We start from the raw sequence: 14,038 nt of genomic DNA on the forward strand, positions 1-14,038 counted from the left end.
GTTCATGGCGCTGCCTCGACACTGCAGCGCTCTGATTTGTTTTTGCCGGGAGGGCGCAATGCCTGGACTCCATCTCCTCCGTCTGGCGGTCGTCGCGCTCTGCGTCACCATCGGTCTTGCCCCCAGCCAGGCCCAGCAGTTGGAAAAGCGGATCGCGCTGGTCATCGGCAACGGCGCCTATCAGGCGAGCCCGCTGGCGACACCCGCCAATGATGCCGGCCTGATCGCGCAGACCCTGCAAGCCGCCGGTTTCGACGTCGTCGGCGCGCGCGACCTCGACACCGCGACGCTGCGCTCCTCGCTGCGCGAATTCTTGGACAAGGCGAGCGCGTCGGGGCCCGACACCGTCGCGCTGGTCTATTTCGCCGGCAACGCCCTGCAATTCGAGGGTGAGAACTATCTCGTCCCGGTCGATGCGCGGATCGCGCGCGACGCCGATGTGCCGCTCGAGGCGGTTCGGCTGAGCGACCTCACCAAGCCCTTGGCGACCTTGCCCTTGAAGGCGCGCATCGTCGTGCTCGATGCCGCCTATGCCAATGGCTTCGCTAGATCCGGGCAGCCCCTCGCCGGCGGCCTGACGCTGATGCAGCCGGACCCCGGCACATTGCTCGCCTTCAATGCCGCTCCAGGCACGATCGGCCCCGAGAACAAGGGCTCCTACGGCGCCTATGCGACCGCCCTTTCCGAGATGATCAAGGAAGGCGGCCTGCCGCTCGACGACCTGTTCGAGCGCGTCCGCCTGCGCGTCGATGCCCTGACGCATGGCGCCGAACTGCCCTGGCATGCCTCGCGCGTGCAGGCGCCGTTCCTGTTCTTCGAACGCACCCAGGCCGCCCCGCAAGCACAGGCAGTCCGCTTCTCCGAATTGCGCTCCAGGCCGATCCGCGATTTTGACGCCAGCGACGCTTATCTCGCGGCTTTGGCACGCGATACGATGCGCGGCTATCTCGATTTCCTCGCCGCCTATCCCAGCGACCCGCTCGCCAAGCGCGTGCGCGCCATCGTCGCCGCGCGCCGCGAGGCCGCGACCTGGCGCGAGAGCGCCTTCGCCGACACGCCCGATGCCTATTGGTCCTATCTGCGGCGCTATCCGAGCGGCCCCCATGCCTATGATGCGCGCCGCCGTCTCGGCCATTTCGCGGCCGTTCTGGAGCCGCCGGCCTCCTTTGCCATGCTCGCCTATGACGTTGCGCCGCCTCCGCCGGAGGAGGTCGTCTATGTCGAGCGCCCGGTCGTCTATTTCGCGGACCCGATCTACGATCTGCCGCCTCCGCCGCCGGTGCCGGTGTTCTTCCTGCCGCCGCGGCCGGCCTATTTCGTCGACCTGCCGCCGCCCCCGCCCCCTGCCGTCGCCTTCGTTCTGCCGATCCCGGTCTATCATCCGGTTCCAGTCTGGATCGAGCGTCCGGCCGATGTCGCCCCGCCGCCGCTCAATGTCGTCAATGTCAACATCCACAACACGGTGGTGATCAACCAGGCCAATCAGACGGCGATCGTCACCAATCCGGCCGGACAGCAAGTTCCACCCATCCCGGCCAATCTGCTGCCGCCGCAGCCGGCCGCTCCGACACCGGCACCCGGCACCGGCCCGTCCAATTTCATCCAGGAGCATCCGGTCGCGAGCGCCGCGATAGCCGCCGCTGCCGTCGCACTGCCGGCAGCGGCCGCGCTGCACGCGGCGGGACAGCGGGCAAGACCTTCCGACGCACCAAGGCCCGCCAACGCCCCGGGCCAGCCGCCGGTCGCGGCACCCCAGGCGGTCGCGCCGAACCCGGCTGCGCCCCTCAACAATGCCCTGCCCGGCGTTCGCCCCCAGATACCTGCTCAAGCTGCGCCCACTCAGGCTGCACCTGCCCAGGCAGCTCCGGCCCCGGCCGCCAATCTGCAGCCGCAAGCGCAGCCGCTTCCCGGCGCCCATCCGCAGCCGCAGCGCCCCGGCCAAGCGCCGGCCCTGCCAGCCGCTCCGGGTGCGCAACCACTGCCCACTCCCAACGCGCCTGCCGCCGCCGGCCGCAACACGCTGCCGCAAACCCCAGGCGTAGCGCAGACGCCGGCTGTCCCGGCACGCGGCGCTCAGCCGGCGCCCAACGCCGCTGCTCCGGCACAGGCCAACCCGCAGACTGTACCGCCGGCAGCTCCGGGAGCGCAGCCGCTACCCACGCCGAATGCGCCTGCCACCGCCGGCCATAACGCGCAGCCGCAGACCCCGGGCGTAGCACAGACGCCAGCTGCCCCGGCCCGCGGCGCCCAGCCGGCGCCCAATGCCGCTGCTCCTGCACTGGCTAACCCGCAGTCTGTACCGCCTGCCGCTCCGGGAGCGCGGCCGCTGCCCACACCGAGTGCTCCTGCCACTGCCGGCCGCAGCGCTCCGCCGCAGGCTCCTGGCGTGGCGCAAACGCCAAACGCCCCGGTTCGCGGCGCCCAGCCAGCACCCGGCCCCGCCGCTCCCGCCCAGGCGAATCCGCAGGCGCCCCACCCGGCTGGACAAGCGACGCAGCCGGCCGCCCCCGCCACCATCGCTCGCCCCTCGCCCGCCTCGCCTCCTCAGGCCGGGACGAACGATGCTGCAGCTCAGCGCCAGCAACAGGCCGCTCAGCAACGCGCCCAACAAGCTGCTCAACAGCAGCAGGCGGCTCAGGCCGCCGCACAACAACGTGCCCAGCAAGCCTCTCAACAGCAGCGCCAGCAGCAAGCGGCCCAGGCCGCGGCTCAACAACGCGCCCAGCAGGCTGCACAGCTACAGCAGCGCCAGCAGCAGGCGGCCCAGGCCGCGGCTCAGCAGCGCGCCCAACAAGCTGCACAGCAACAGCAGCGCCAGCAACAGGCGGCCCAGGCTGCAGCTCAGCAGCGCGCCCAACAGGCCGCCCAGCAACGGCAGCAGCAAGCGGCTCAAGCCCAACAGCAGGCCGCCCAGCAACGCGCCCGACAGGCGGCTCAGCAGGCAGCCCGTCCGCGCCCGGCGCCGCAGCAGCAGAAGCGGCCGGACTGCGGACATCCCGGCGAGCCGGTCTGCCACTGATCAGTTCGAGGGCTTAGAGCGTTTTCGAGCGAAGTGGACACCGGTTCGCTCGCGACAAACGCGAAGCGTTTGCGCGGAGAAAACGCGTTAAAACAATAATAGCGTGACGCCGGAGAACGCCCCGGCCTCACGCCTCGGGCTTGACGCTCCAGCTCATCGCCCGGCTTTCGCCGGGCGCCAGCAGCAGGATGCCGGGCTTCTCCGTGAACTCGCCATCCCAGCCGAGCGGGCTCGCCATGCCGAACCAGGGCTCGATGCACAGGAAGGGCGCGCCATCGGGCTTCGACCAGATGCCGAGATCGCGATAGCCTTCCCACGAGACCTTGATGGCCCGCGCCGTGCGCCCGGCCTCGTCCCTTGCGATGAAGCGGACGGAGCGGCTGGCGAGTGAAGGCAGGATCAGCGCGTCCTTCGCGAACAACTCCGGCGATAGCGGCAGGACACGGCCCTGCAGCGGCAATGGCGCCCGCGCATCGAGCAATCCGTCGGTCAGCAGGACCGCGCTTGCCTCCTCCGGCGCATCAAACTCCAGGACCTCGAACTCCAGGACATGGCGCTCCTTGGGAACGCCGGAAATCAGGGGCCAGTTGAAGGCGGGATGGGCGCCGACGCTGCAGGGCAGCACGACATCGCCCGGATTGGCCACGCGCGTCGTCACGCTCAGCGCGCCGTCAGCGATGGCGTAGGTCAGTTCGAGGATGAAGCGGAATGGATAGACAGCTTGCGTCTGCGCATTCTCGGTCAGGCGCAGCACAGCCCGCGCCTCGCTCCGCTCCACCCAGTCGAACAGGCTGTCACGAGCGAAGCCATGCTGGGTCATGGCGTAGTCGCGACCCTGATGCCGCAGCCGGCCCTCCGCCAGCCGCCCGACGATCGGGAACAGCACCGGAGAGTGGCGCGGCCATTGCGGCCCGGCCTGCCAGAGGAGCTCGCCTTCCTGCGCGCCCAGCAAGCTGATCAATTCGGCGCCGTCCGGTTTGATGGTTGCCGACAGCATCGCGTCGCCGATGCTGTGGCTGGCTTGCGAGGGTTGCATGCGGGTCTCTCCGTTTCCCGTCGGACGGGCGCGCGTCCGGTGTGTGCGCGAGCAGCATTCCTAGAGCATTCCGAAAGAACTCGGCTACTCTGCCACCGGCATCGCATGGCCGCGCATACGCCTTGCGATCGAGGACACGGAGCTTTGCAAGGCAAGATGGGCACGGTTCGCTACGAGACGGAGAACGGCATCGCCCGGCTGGTCCTCGACCAGCCCGAGAAAATGAACGCAATGAGCTATGAGATGTGGGCGAGCCTGCCCGGCCTCGTCGCCCGTGCGGAGACCGACCGCGAGGTGCGCGCCATCGTCGTCACAGGCGAAGGCGGGCGCGCCTTCTGCGCAGGCGCCGATATCTCGCAATTCGGCGAGAAGCGCGACAGCGCCACCGAGACCCGGGCTTATGACGAGGCCTATCTGCAAGGCTGCGCCGCGCTGGTCCAGGCCACCAAGCCGACGATCGCGCTCATTCGCGGCGTCTGCTTCGGCGGCGGCTTCGGGCTGGCGATGAGCTGCGACCTCAGGCTGGCGCGGGCCGATTCGCGCTTCCGCATTCCCGCCGCGCGGCTCGGCCTCGGCTATGCCTATGAGGGCGTGCGCATGCTGGTGGCCAAGCTCGGCTTCGGCCCTGCATCCGACCTCCTGCTCAGCGCCCGCATCATTGCAGGCGAGGAGGCGCTGCGCCTGGGCGTCGTCACCGCGCTCTGGGGCGCGGAAAGCTTCGAGCAGGAGGCTTCCGACTACCTCGCGCGGATCGCCGGCAATGCGCCGCTGACCTTGCGCGCGCTCAAACATGCACTGAGCGAGCTCGCCCGTCCCGAGAGCGAGCGGGACATTGCCGCTGTCGAAGCCTCCATCGCGGCCTGCTTCAGCAGCAGCGATTATCGCGAGGGCCAGCGCGCCTTCAAGGAGAAGCGCGAGCCGGCTTTCACCGGAGAATAGAGCCCCGGAACGACAGCCATCGCGGCATCGCAACAAGGATCAATCGCATGGATCTGAAACTGACCGGCCGCCGCGTCCTGATCACGGGCGGCTCGAAAGGCATCGGCGCGGCCTGCGCGAAAACCTTCCTGGCCGAGGGTTGTTCCGTCGTTCTCGTCGCGCGCGACACTGAGCGCCTCGCGGCCACGGCGGCGGCCCTGGGCGAGGCCAACCGCGTCGCGAGCTGCGCTGCCGATCTCTCGGTCGCGGCCGAGCGCGAGCGCGTTGCAGCCAGCTACCCCGATATCGACATCCTGGTGAACAATGCCGGCGCGATCCCCGGCGGCGGGCTGCTCGATCTTTCCATGGAAAGCTGGGAGCAGGCCTGGGCGCTGAAGGTGATGGGCTATATCCATCTGACCAAGCTCTATCTGGCGGGGATGAGGGAGCGGAAGGCCGGCATCATCGTCAACATCATCGGCGGGGCTGGGCGCAGCCCGCGCTATGACTATGTCTGCGGCGGCACCGGCAACGCCGCCTTGATGGCCTTCACCAGCGCTGTCGGCGGAAAATCGGTTGATTGGGGCGTGCGCGTCTTCGGCATCAATCCCTCACAGACCCGCACCGACCGGATCATTTCGCTCAGCAAGCGGCGTGCTGCGACTTCGCTCGGCGACGAAGCGCGCTGGGAGGAGATGCTGACGAACCTACCGCTCGACCGGCTGATCGAACCCGAGGAGATCGCCAACGCCGCCGCCTTCCTGGCCTCGCCGGCCTGCGGCTATGTCAGCGGCACGGTGCTCGATGTCGATGGCGGCGGAGCGTTTCGGGCGTGACGGCGTTTCCCGTCAGGGGGCAGTGAGACCCGTCTCACGGATCAATACTCGGCGTAGATCTCGATGACATTGTCCTCGGGATCGCGAAAGAACAGCGTGCGGTGCCGCCAATTGGGCAGATCGGTCGGCTCCCTGAGGATCGGCACGCCCTTGGCGACCAGTTCCGCATGGCAGGCATCGACCGCGGGAGGCGCCACGCGAAAGGCAAGCTGAACCGCCGCCGATCCGGGCAGCGCCTTGCCGTCGTCGCAGACGCTCCACACGCCGCGCGACCGTAACGCAAGCAGCGCTGCGCCGACGCGAAAGCTGACCCAGTTCTCGAGATCGACCTCAATCGGAAACTGCATGATGTCTCGGTAAAACGCGCGCGTTTCCGCCATCCTGTTGCACAAGATGACGGTGTAATCGAGGTTGCCTATCCCGCCCAGGCTCACTGCGATGCTCCTTGATCTTGCGGTCAGCCGACGCGATTCAAGCGCCCACCCGTCAGCGGCTGCGGCACGCCGGTCGTGCCGGGCAGGCTGAGCGGCAGCCCCTTGACCGAGCGGATCGCAAGATAGGCGAAGGTCTGGGCTTCCAGCGCATCGCCGTCCCAGCCCGCCGCCTCGACCGGCTCGACGGGAACGCCGAGGCGGCTTTCGAGCCGCGCCATGAAATGCCGGTTCAGCCGCCCGCCGCCGGTGACGAGCCAGCGCTTGGGCACGCCAGGTACATGGCGCAGCGAGGCGACGACGCTCTCGACCGTGAAGGCGGCGAGCGTGGCTGCGCCATCGGCATCCGGCAAGGCCTCGACCACCTGGGCGCGGCGGTGGAAATCGTTGCGGTCGAGCGATTTCGGCGCGGGGCGGTCGAAATAGGGGTTCTGCATGAAGTCCGCGACAAGATCCTGCCGCACCTGCCCGCTCGCTGCGAGCGCACCGTCCGCATCATAGCTGCGGCCCTGCCGGCGCAGCACGAAATCGTCGAGGATCGCGCTCGCCGGGCCGGTGTCGAAGGCGATCACGGTCTCGCCGTCGATATAGGTGACGTTGCCGACGCCGCCGAGATTGAGGACCATGACCGGCTGCTCCAGCGCCTGCGCCAATGCCCTGTGATAGAGCGGCGCGAAGGGCGCCCCCTCGCCGCCGGCCGCGACATCGGCATGGCGGAAGCGATCGACGGTGGCGATGCCGAGCGCCCGTGCCACGGCCGGCCCATCGATGAGCTGGCGGGTGAAGCGCTGTTCGGGCCGGTGATAGACGGTCTGGCCGTGCAGGCCGACGAGATCGATCCTGGCGGGATCAAGCTTCTGCTCGGCGATGAAACGCTCGACCGCAGCGAGATGGTCGGCGGTCACTGCTGCCTCGAGCTCGACAAGCGGCTCGGTCAGCGCGCGCTCGGCCTCGGCGACCAGCGCCTGCAATTCACGCCGCGTAGTGTCGCGATAGGGATAGGAGGCCCCGGCGCCGAAGCGCGGCGTGTCCTGGCCGTCGCTGGTGACGATCGACACGTCGATACCATCCATCGAGGTGCCGCTGATGACGCCGATGGCGGTGAGGGTGGTCTTGTCGTGCAGCGTCACTATGTTCGCCATCCTCGGTCACGAACGCGGCGCCATCCCAGAATCAAACGCCTCAATCCCCCGGCTGGGCGCCGTCATAGCCGCCGATGATGACGAGGTCGGCTTTTCCGGCCTGGGCGAGGTACTTCACCGCCTCCTGGTATTCCGGCGAATCGTAGCAGGCGCGCGCCGTCGCCTCGTCCTTGAATTCGAGGATGACATTGTGTTTGCACCCCTCGCCGCGGGCGAGCTTGTAGTCGCCGCCGCGCACTAGGAACTTCGCGCCGTATTTGGCGAAGGCGATCGCGTTCAGCGCGCGGTAGCTGTCATAGGCGGCGGTGTTCTCGACATCGAGACGCGCGATCCAATAGCCCTTCGCCATGGCTCAGACCCCCTCGACCACGACGATGTCGAGTTCGCCGGCGCCTTCGCGCAGCTTGCGCGCCTCGGCATATTCCGGCGAGTTGGCATAGGCCTTGGCCGAGGCGAAATCGGCGAATTCGAGCACGATATTGCGGGCCCGGCCCTCGCCTTCAGCCACCGTCATCTGGCCGCCGCGCACAAGCGGCGTGCCGCCATATTGTTTGATCGCTTCGGAAGCCTTGGCGGCATAAGCCGCCCATTTGGTCGCGTCGGTAACCTTGGCGCGCGCCACGACATATCCCTTGGGCATTTCCGTATCCGTCTCTGCGTGGTTCGGTTGGAGCGCGCGAGCTTATGAGGCCGCGGCGATCTCGTCCATGATCGCAGCGGCCGCTCCACGCGGGTCTGCCGCGCGGATGATGGGACGCCCGATGACGAGGTGGTCGACGCCGGCGCGGATCGCCTCGCCCGGCGTCAGCGTCCGTTTCTGGTCGCCCGCGGCGCTGCCGGCAGGGCGGATCCCTGGCGTCACGATCAGCATGTCGGCGCCGACGACGTCACGCACGATCTCGGTCTCGGCGGCGGAACAGACGATGCCGTCGATGCCAGTGGTGCGGGCTTGCTCGGCGCGCAGGCGCACGAGATCGCGCACGGCGAGCCCATAGCCGGCATCGCGCAGATCGCCATCGTCATAGGAGGTCAGGGCCGTGACCGCGAGAAGCTTCATCGCGGCCTCCGCCCGCCCCTCGACAGCGCCGCGCATGGTCTGAGGATAGGCGTGCACGGTGAGGAAATCGACGCCGAGATTGCTCAGCGACTGCACGCCTTCCGTCACCGTATTGCCGATGTCGTGCAGCTTCAGGTCGAGAAAGACCTTCTTGCCCTCGGCCACCAATTGCTGGGTGAGCTGCAGGCCGCCGGCGAAGGCAAGTGCGTAGCCGATCTTGTAGAAGCTCGCCTCGTCGCCGAGCTGCGAGACGATGCGATAAGCGTCCCAGATCGTCGGCACATCGAGCGCGACGATCATGCGGTCGCGAATATCGTTGATCTTCTGCGTCATTTGCCAGCCACCTCCTCCATCGCGCGCCAGGCGTGGTGCACGATTCGTGTCGCGACGTCGAATGCGAAAAGATTGCCGCCCCCGCCAGGTTGATCGCGTTTGCGCGCTATCGGCTCCGCCCCGAGATGGCAGAGCAACAAGGTGCCGACGCCGCCATGCCCGACGAACAGGATATCACCCTCGCCCGGTTCGGCCAGCACGGCCTCGACCTCGCGCACGATTCGGCTTTGCGCATCGACCGCCCGCTCCCAGCCGCGAATGCTGAGCATTGGCGAAGCAAAGAACGCATCGGCCATCGCCTCGAACTCCGGCGGCGGCAGATAGCCGGTCGCCGAGCGGTCGTTCTCATGCATGGCGTGACGGATTTCGACGGCAATGCCGAGCGTTGACGCAAGGCATTGGGCAGTCTCGATCGCCTTGCGTTCGCCCGACGATACGATCCGGCGCGTGGCGCTGAGAAACGGCGCGCCTGCAAACGCTTGCGTTCGCGCCAGGCCAAGCGGCGACAACCCCCACTCCGGCACGGGAACCGCAGGGTCGATCCGGACCTGCGGATGGCTCAGATAGCGCGCGGTCGCCATGCTCGCGCTCAAGCCGCGTCGCGCATCACCTGCTGGAACACCTGCGCCCAGACATCGCCAGTCTGCGCACCGGAGACCGCGAGCTTGCCGTCGATGATGAAGAAAGGCACGCCGGTGACGCCGACCTTCTGGGCGTGAGCCTCCAGCCCGATGATGGTCTCGCGCAATTCGTCATTGGCGAGCTCATCGCGGGCAGCCTGCTCGTCAAAACCCTGCTCGACAGCGATCTCGACCAGCGTCTCCAGATTGCCGATGTCGCGGCCTTCCTGGAAATAGGCCTTGAACAGCGCCGCCGTCATGTCGCTGCCACGCTGCACGGTCGAGGCGGCGGCGATCAACATATGCGCCATGCGCGTGTTCACGCTCCTGGTGACCTTGCCCCAGTTGAAGGTGATGCCGCTTTCGAGCGCCGCCTCCGAGAGCCTGACCTCGATCTCCTTGCGCTTGCCGGGACCGAACTTGGCGTCGAGATAGGCCGTACGATCCATCCCTTCCGCCGGCATGTCCGGGTTCAGCTCATAGGGCAGCCAGGTGATGGCGACACGGTCGGTCAGGCCATGCGCTTCAAGCGCCTTTTCCAGCCGCGCCTTGCCGACGAAGCACCAGGGGCAAACGACGTCCGAGACGATCGCGATGGGCATCTTCTCTTGCATGGCATGTCCTTCCATGGCCGCACGCTGGCGGTTCTATGCGTCAGGCCGGGGGGTAGCGGTGAAACCCACCATGGCGATCCTCGGCGAAGGCCTCCGCGCCGGGTGTCTCGCAGCCCGAGAGAAAGGCGGGGCCAACCGGGATCTTGCCCGCCCCGCCGGGGATATCGAGGATATAGGTCGGCTGGCACAAGCCTGAAAGATGGCCTCTCAGGCTTTTGACCAGCGCCTGCCCCTCTTCCAGCGAGAGCCGGAACTGTGAGGTGCCGGGCGCGAGATCGGGATGGTGCAAGTAATACGGCTTCACCCGGTTCTCGACGAAGGCGCGCATCAGGGCCGAAAGCGTCTCGACATCGGCGTTGACGCCCTTGAGCAGAACGCTCTGGCTGATCAGCACATGGCCGGCATCGGCGAGGCGGGCAAGTGCGGCGCAGGCGGCATCCGTGAATTCGCGCGGATGGTTGGCATGGACCGCGATGTAGCTCGCCTTGCCGGGGACACGAAGCGCGCGGGCATAGTCTGCCGTGACGCGCTCGGGCTGGACCATGGGCACGCGGGTGTGCCAGCGCGCGACCTTGATATGCGCGATGCCGGCGAGCCGCGCCGCGATCTCGCGGACGCGCCTGGCGGAGAGGATCAGCGGGTCGCCGCCCGTCATGATGACCTCCCAGATCTCGGGCCGGGAGGCGAGATAGGCCAGCGCCGCGTCGAGCTTCTCCCCGGTCAGCGCGTCGCCGCCCGGCCCGACCATCTCGCGACGGAAGCAGAAGCGGCAATAGACCGGGCAGGCATGGACGAGCTTGAGCAAGGCGCGATCGGGATAGCGATGCACCACGCCCTCGACCGGCGAATGCGCTTCGTCGCCAATCGGGTCGGCCAGCTCCTGCGGCGAGGTGACGAGTTCGGCCGCATCAGGCACGAATTGCCGCGCGATCGGGTCGGCAGGGTCGGCGGGATCGATCAAGGCCGCCATGGCCGGTGTCACGGAGACGGCGTAGCGCCGGGCGACGGCATCGAGCGCGTCACGCTTTTCAGGCGCAATGAGCCCCTGCGCGATCAGCGCATCGATGCTCCGCATGGGCGTATGGGCGTTCATGCCAGCGTCCTGCCCGGTTCCGCCACCGGCGTCCAGAGCACATCCTCGATCCGCCGCGCGCCGGCGCAGAGCATCACCAGCCGGTCGAAGCCGAGCGCGATGCCCGAAGCCTGCGGCATCTGCGCGAGTGCGGCCAGGAAATCCTCGTCGATTGGGTAGCGCTCGCCATAGATGCGCGCCTTCTCGTCCATATCGGCCTCGAAGCGCCGGCGCTGCTCGGCCGGATCGGTGAGTTCACCGAAGGCGTTGGCGAGTTCGACGCCGCAGGCATAAAGCTCGAAGCGCTCGGCCACCCTGCCGTCGCCGGGCTTGGGCCGCGCCAGGGCGGCCTCGGAAATCGGATATTCGCACAGGATCGTGGCGCGGCCTTGACCGAGATGCGGCTCGATCCGTTCAGACAGGATCCGGCTGAAGATGTCGGACCAGCTATCGTCTTCAACCAGCCTGATGCCGGCCGCGATGGCTGCCTTGGCCAAGGCGCTGCGGTCACTCGCGCCATCCGCCCCGATCGTCGCCAGCAGGTCGATGCCGGCATGGCGCGCGAAGGCCGCTTGCAGGGTCAAGCGCTCGGGCTCGACAAAGGGATCAGCCTCCACGCCGCGCCATTGCAGCAATGTCGCGCCTGCCGCCCGCGCCGCCTCGGCCAGCAGCGCCGCGCTGTCGGCCATCAAGGTCTCATAGTCCTCGCCGGCCCGATACCATTCCAACATCGTGAATTCAGGGTGGTGCAGCGCCGTACGCTCGCGGTTGCGGAAGACGCGGGCGAAATCGAAGATGCGCCGCTCACCTGCCGCCAGCAGCTTTTTGGCGGCGAATTCGGGCGAGGTGTGCAGGTAGTAGGGGTGGCTCGCGCCGGCATCGTCGATCAAGACCGTCGCAAAGCCGTGCAGATGCGTCTCGTTGCCCGGCGAGCGCTGCAGGATCGCCGCCTCGACCTCGATGAAGTCGCGCGTCTCGAACCAGCGCCGGAGCGCCGCCTTGATGCGCCCGCGCGCCAGCAAAGCGTGCCGGCGGTCCGCATGGATGTCCGGCCGCCAGAAGGGCGAAGGTCCGTCGTTCATAGGGTCTCGGGTCAAAGAGTCTGACAGCTTCCGTTTCGGCGACGAATGCGGTAGTTGCGCGGCAACGAATTTCGAATAGCGCGCGAAGGCGCCGCGCACCAGCAAGGACATCTCACGTGGTCAAGGTCATCGCTTCATCCGTCCGCAAGGGTAACGTGCTCGAGCTCGACGGGCATCTCTGCTCGGTTCTCTCGGCCGAGAGCTTCTTCCCAGGCAAGGGCACGCCGACGACGCAGATCGACATGCGCCGGATCCATGACGGCACCAAGATGACGCAGCGCTACAAGACGACCGAGCAGGTCGAGCGCGCCTATGTCGAGGATCGCGACTACACTTATCTCTACCAGGACGGCGAGCAATACGTCTTCATGAACCCCGAGACCTTCGACCAGATCAATGTCGATGGCGACGTGGTTGGCGACATGGCGCCTTATCTCCAGGAAGGCATGAAGGTCTCGCTCTCGGTGTTCGAGGAGAAGGCGGTCTCGATCGAGTTGCCGCAGCGCGTCGTCGTCGAGGTCGCCGAGACCGAGCCCGTGACCAAGGGCCAGACGGCCTCCTCCTCCTACAAGCCCGCGATCCTGGTCAACGGCGTGCGCACAGCCGTGCCGCCGCATATCGGCCCCGGCGTCCGTATCGTGGTGATGACGGCTGACGGCTCCTATGTCGAGCGCGCCAAGGATTGATCTCGGCGAGGTTTGTTTTGCGGCCAACCCCTGTAAAAGGCGCCACAGGGATTATATTCGCGATGCGACGGGCCCATCCGGGCCCGTTTTCGTATCCGAGGATGATCTCATGCCATTGACCGCCCGCTCCGCCGCGCTTGCCGGTTTCACCCAGACACTCAAAGCGCTCGACGCCATCCTCGACAAGACGGTCGCGCAGGCCACTGAGCGCAAGATCGACCCTGCAGTCCTGCTGTCGTCGCGGCTGTCGCCCGACATGCTGCCCTTCACGCGCCAGATCCAGCTCGCCTGCGATTTCGCCAAGAACGCCGTGGCGCGGGTCAGCGGAGCCGAGAATCCGAAGTTCCCCGACGAAGAGACCACCGTCCCCGAGCTCAAGGCGCGCATCGCCAAGGTGCTGGCCTTCGTCGCAAACGCCGATGATGCCGCGCTGGATGCGGGCCTCGCCAAGGATGTGACCTTCCCGCGCGGCCCATCGGCAACGGTGACGATGAAGGGCGAGACCTATCTCACGCGCTTTGCCGTGCCGAACTTCTATTTCCACGCGACGACGGCCTATGCGATCCTGCGCGAGAACGGCATCCAGATCGGCAAGAGCGACTTCCTGCACGGCGTTCTCGACGCCTGATTTTTAGCGGGAGGCAAAGATGAAGCCGCGCGATGCAACGCGGATCGAGCGCGCAACGGCGGGCGACGCCGCCGAGATCGCAGAACTCTATCTTGCCTCCCGCTCTGATGCCCTGCCCTTCCTGCGGCGCGTCCATAGCGATGCAGAGACGCGCCGCTGGATTGCCGACACGCTTTTGACGACCCGCGAAACCTGGATCGCCAGATCAGGCGGGCGCATCGTCGGCGTCCTCGCTTTGCAGGGCGAGGACCTCGACCAGCTCTACCTGCTGCCGGGCTGGTATCGCCGTGGCATCGGTTCGCTGCTGCTCGCCAAGGCCAAGGAGCTGAGCCCGACGCGGCTCACGCTGTTTACCTTCCAGCGCAATGCCCGCGCCCGCGCCTTCTACGAAGCTCATGGCTTCCACATCGTCGAGATGGGCGACGGGACAGGCAATGAGGAGGGCGAACCGGACATCCTCTATGAATGGCATTCGAATCGAAGCTGACGCAGCCCTTGAAACCGCCGCATTGCTCTCCCATATAGGGATCACGGCGATGTCGAGGGCGTTCCACTGTCCTCCAG

The 14,038-nt window shown here is 67.3% G+C and carries 16 protein-coding genes; 6 read left to right on the plus strand and 10 right to left on the minus strand.

Features of this window, described 5'->3' with window-relative positions:
- Positions 1-58: 58 nt before the first annotated feature.
- Positions 59-3,019 carry a caspase family protein gene (locus BMZ97_RS14135; protein ID WP_092170366.1) on the plus strand — a complete coding sequence of 987 codons (2,961 nt, stop codon included), beginning with the start codon at positions 59-61 and terminating at the stop codon, positions 3,017-3,019.
- A 127-nt stretch (positions 3,020-3,146) separates the two neighbouring features.
- Here the strand turns inward: BMZ97_RS14135 and BMZ97_RS14140 are convergent, their stop codons facing one another.
- On the minus strand, positions 3,147-4,055 hold the full coding sequence (locus tag BMZ97_RS14140; protein ID WP_092170369.1) for an aldose 1-epimerase family protein: 909 nt from the start codon (positions 4,053-4,055) through the stop codon (positions 3,147-3,149).
- 144 nt (positions 4,056-4,199) lie between these two features.
- Here BMZ97_RS14140 and BMZ97_RS14145 point away from each other — a divergent pair, with 144 nt between their 5' ends.
- Both BMZ97_RS14145 and BMZ97_RS14150 read left to right on the plus strand, forming a co-directional pair.
- On the plus strand, positions 4,200-4,994 hold the full coding sequence (locus tag BMZ97_RS14145) for an enoyl-CoA hydratase (protein ID WP_210188254.1): 795 nt from the start codon (positions 4,200-4,202) through the stop codon (positions 4,992-4,994).
- Between the two features lie 47 nt (positions 4,995-5,041).
- Positions 5,042-5,809, plus strand: a complete 768-nt coding sequence (locus tag BMZ97_RS14150) for a short-chain dehydrogenase/reductase (protein WP_092170371.1) — start codon at positions 5,042-5,044, stop codon at positions 5,807-5,809.
- Between the two features lie 41 nt (positions 5,810-5,850).
- Here BMZ97_RS14150 and BMZ97_RS14155 read toward each other — a convergent pair whose 3' ends face one another.
- The 9 genes from BMZ97_RS14155 to epmA are packed head-to-tail and all read right to left on the minus strand — an operon-like array spanning position 5,851 to position 12,160.
- Entirely contained in the window at positions 5,851-6,243 is a 393-nt protein-coding gene (locus BMZ97_RS14155; RefSeq protein ID WP_092170374.1) for a VOC family protein, read from the minus strand.
- Between the two features lie 23 nt (positions 6,244-6,266).
- The gene (locus tag BMZ97_RS14160; protein WP_092170376.1) at positions 6,267-7,382 is read right to left on the minus strand and encodes an anhydro-N-acetylmuramic acid kinase; all 1,116 of its coding nucleotides are present in this window, start codon (positions 7,380-7,382) and stop codon (positions 6,267-6,269) included.
- A 40-nt stretch (positions 7,383-7,422) separates the two neighbouring features.
- Positions 7,423-7,731 (minus strand): DUF1330 domain-containing protein, encoded by a 309-nt coding sequence (locus BMZ97_RS14165; protein WP_092170379.1) that lies wholly within the window; start codon positions 7,729-7,731, stop codon positions 7,423-7,425.
- A 3-nt stretch (positions 7,732-7,734) separates the two neighbouring features.
- The gene (locus BMZ97_RS14170) at positions 7,735-8,022 is read right to left on the minus strand and encodes a DUF1330 domain-containing protein (protein ID WP_092170381.1); all 288 of its coding nucleotides are present in this window, start codon (positions 8,020-8,022) and stop codon (positions 7,735-7,737) included.
- Positions 8,023-8,064: 42 nt separating this feature from the next.
- The gene (pyrF, locus tag BMZ97_RS14175; protein ID WP_092170384.1) at positions 8,065-8,772 is read right to left on the minus strand and encodes an orotidine-5'-phosphate decarboxylase; all 708 of its coding nucleotides are present in this window, start codon (positions 8,770-8,772) and stop codon (positions 8,065-8,067) included.
- The gene (locus BMZ97_RS14180) at positions 8,769-9,353 is read right to left on the minus strand and encodes a histidine phosphatase family protein (RefSeq protein ID WP_092170386.1); all 585 of its coding nucleotides are present in this window, start codon (positions 9,351-9,353) and stop codon (positions 8,769-8,771) included. The genes pyrF and BMZ97_RS14180 overlap by 4 nt, the downstream gene beginning before the upstream one ends.
- An 8-nt stretch (positions 9,354-9,361) precedes the next feature.
- Positions 9,362-10,006, minus strand: coding sequence for a DsbA family oxidoreductase (locus BMZ97_RS14185; protein ID WP_175525558.1), 645 nt, complete (start codon positions 10,004-10,006; stop codon positions 9,362-9,364).
- Between the two features lie 40 nt (positions 10,007-10,046).
- Positions 10,047-11,099 (minus strand): lysine-2,3-aminomutase-like protein, encoded by a 1,053-nt coding sequence (locus tag BMZ97_RS14190; RefSeq protein ID WP_092170392.1) that lies wholly within the window; start codon positions 11,097-11,099, stop codon positions 10,047-10,049.
- Positions 11,096-12,160, minus strand: coding sequence for an EF-P lysine aminoacylase EpmA (gene epmA / locus BMZ97_RS14195; RefSeq protein ID WP_092170394.1), 1,065 nt, complete (start codon positions 12,158-12,160; stop codon positions 11,096-11,098). The genes BMZ97_RS14190 and epmA overlap by 4 nt, the downstream gene beginning before the upstream one ends.
- Before the next feature lie 116 nt (positions 12,161-12,276).
- Here epmA and efp point away from each other — a divergent pair, with 116 nt between their 5' ends.
- The 3 genes from efp to BMZ97_RS14210 all read left to right on the plus strand — a co-directional run bounded on the left by efp (position 12,277) and on the right by BMZ97_RS14210 (position 13,961).
- Positions 12,277-12,846: an elongation factor P gene (gene efp / locus BMZ97_RS14200; protein ID WP_092170397.1), complete on the plus strand. Its 570-nt coding sequence runs from the start codon at positions 12,277-12,279 to the stop codon at positions 12,844-12,846.
- Positions 12,847-12,955: 109 nt separating this feature from the next.
- Entirely contained in the window at positions 12,956-13,474 is a 519-nt protein-coding gene (locus tag BMZ97_RS14205; RefSeq protein ID WP_092170400.1) for a DUF1993 domain-containing protein, read from the plus strand.
- A 19-nt stretch (positions 13,475-13,493) separates the two neighbouring features.
- Positions 13,494-13,961 carry a GNAT family N-acetyltransferase gene (locus BMZ97_RS14210; protein ID WP_092170402.1) on the plus strand — a complete coding sequence of 156 codons (468 nt, stop codon included), beginning with the start codon at positions 13,494-13,496 and terminating at the stop codon, positions 13,959-13,961.
- Positions 13,962-14,038: the final 77 nt, after the last annotated feature.

Source organism: Allobosea sp. OK403 (genome assembly GCF_900113835.1).
GTDB lineage: Bacteria > Pseudomonadota > Alphaproteobacteria > Rhizobiales > Beijerinckiaceae > Allobosea.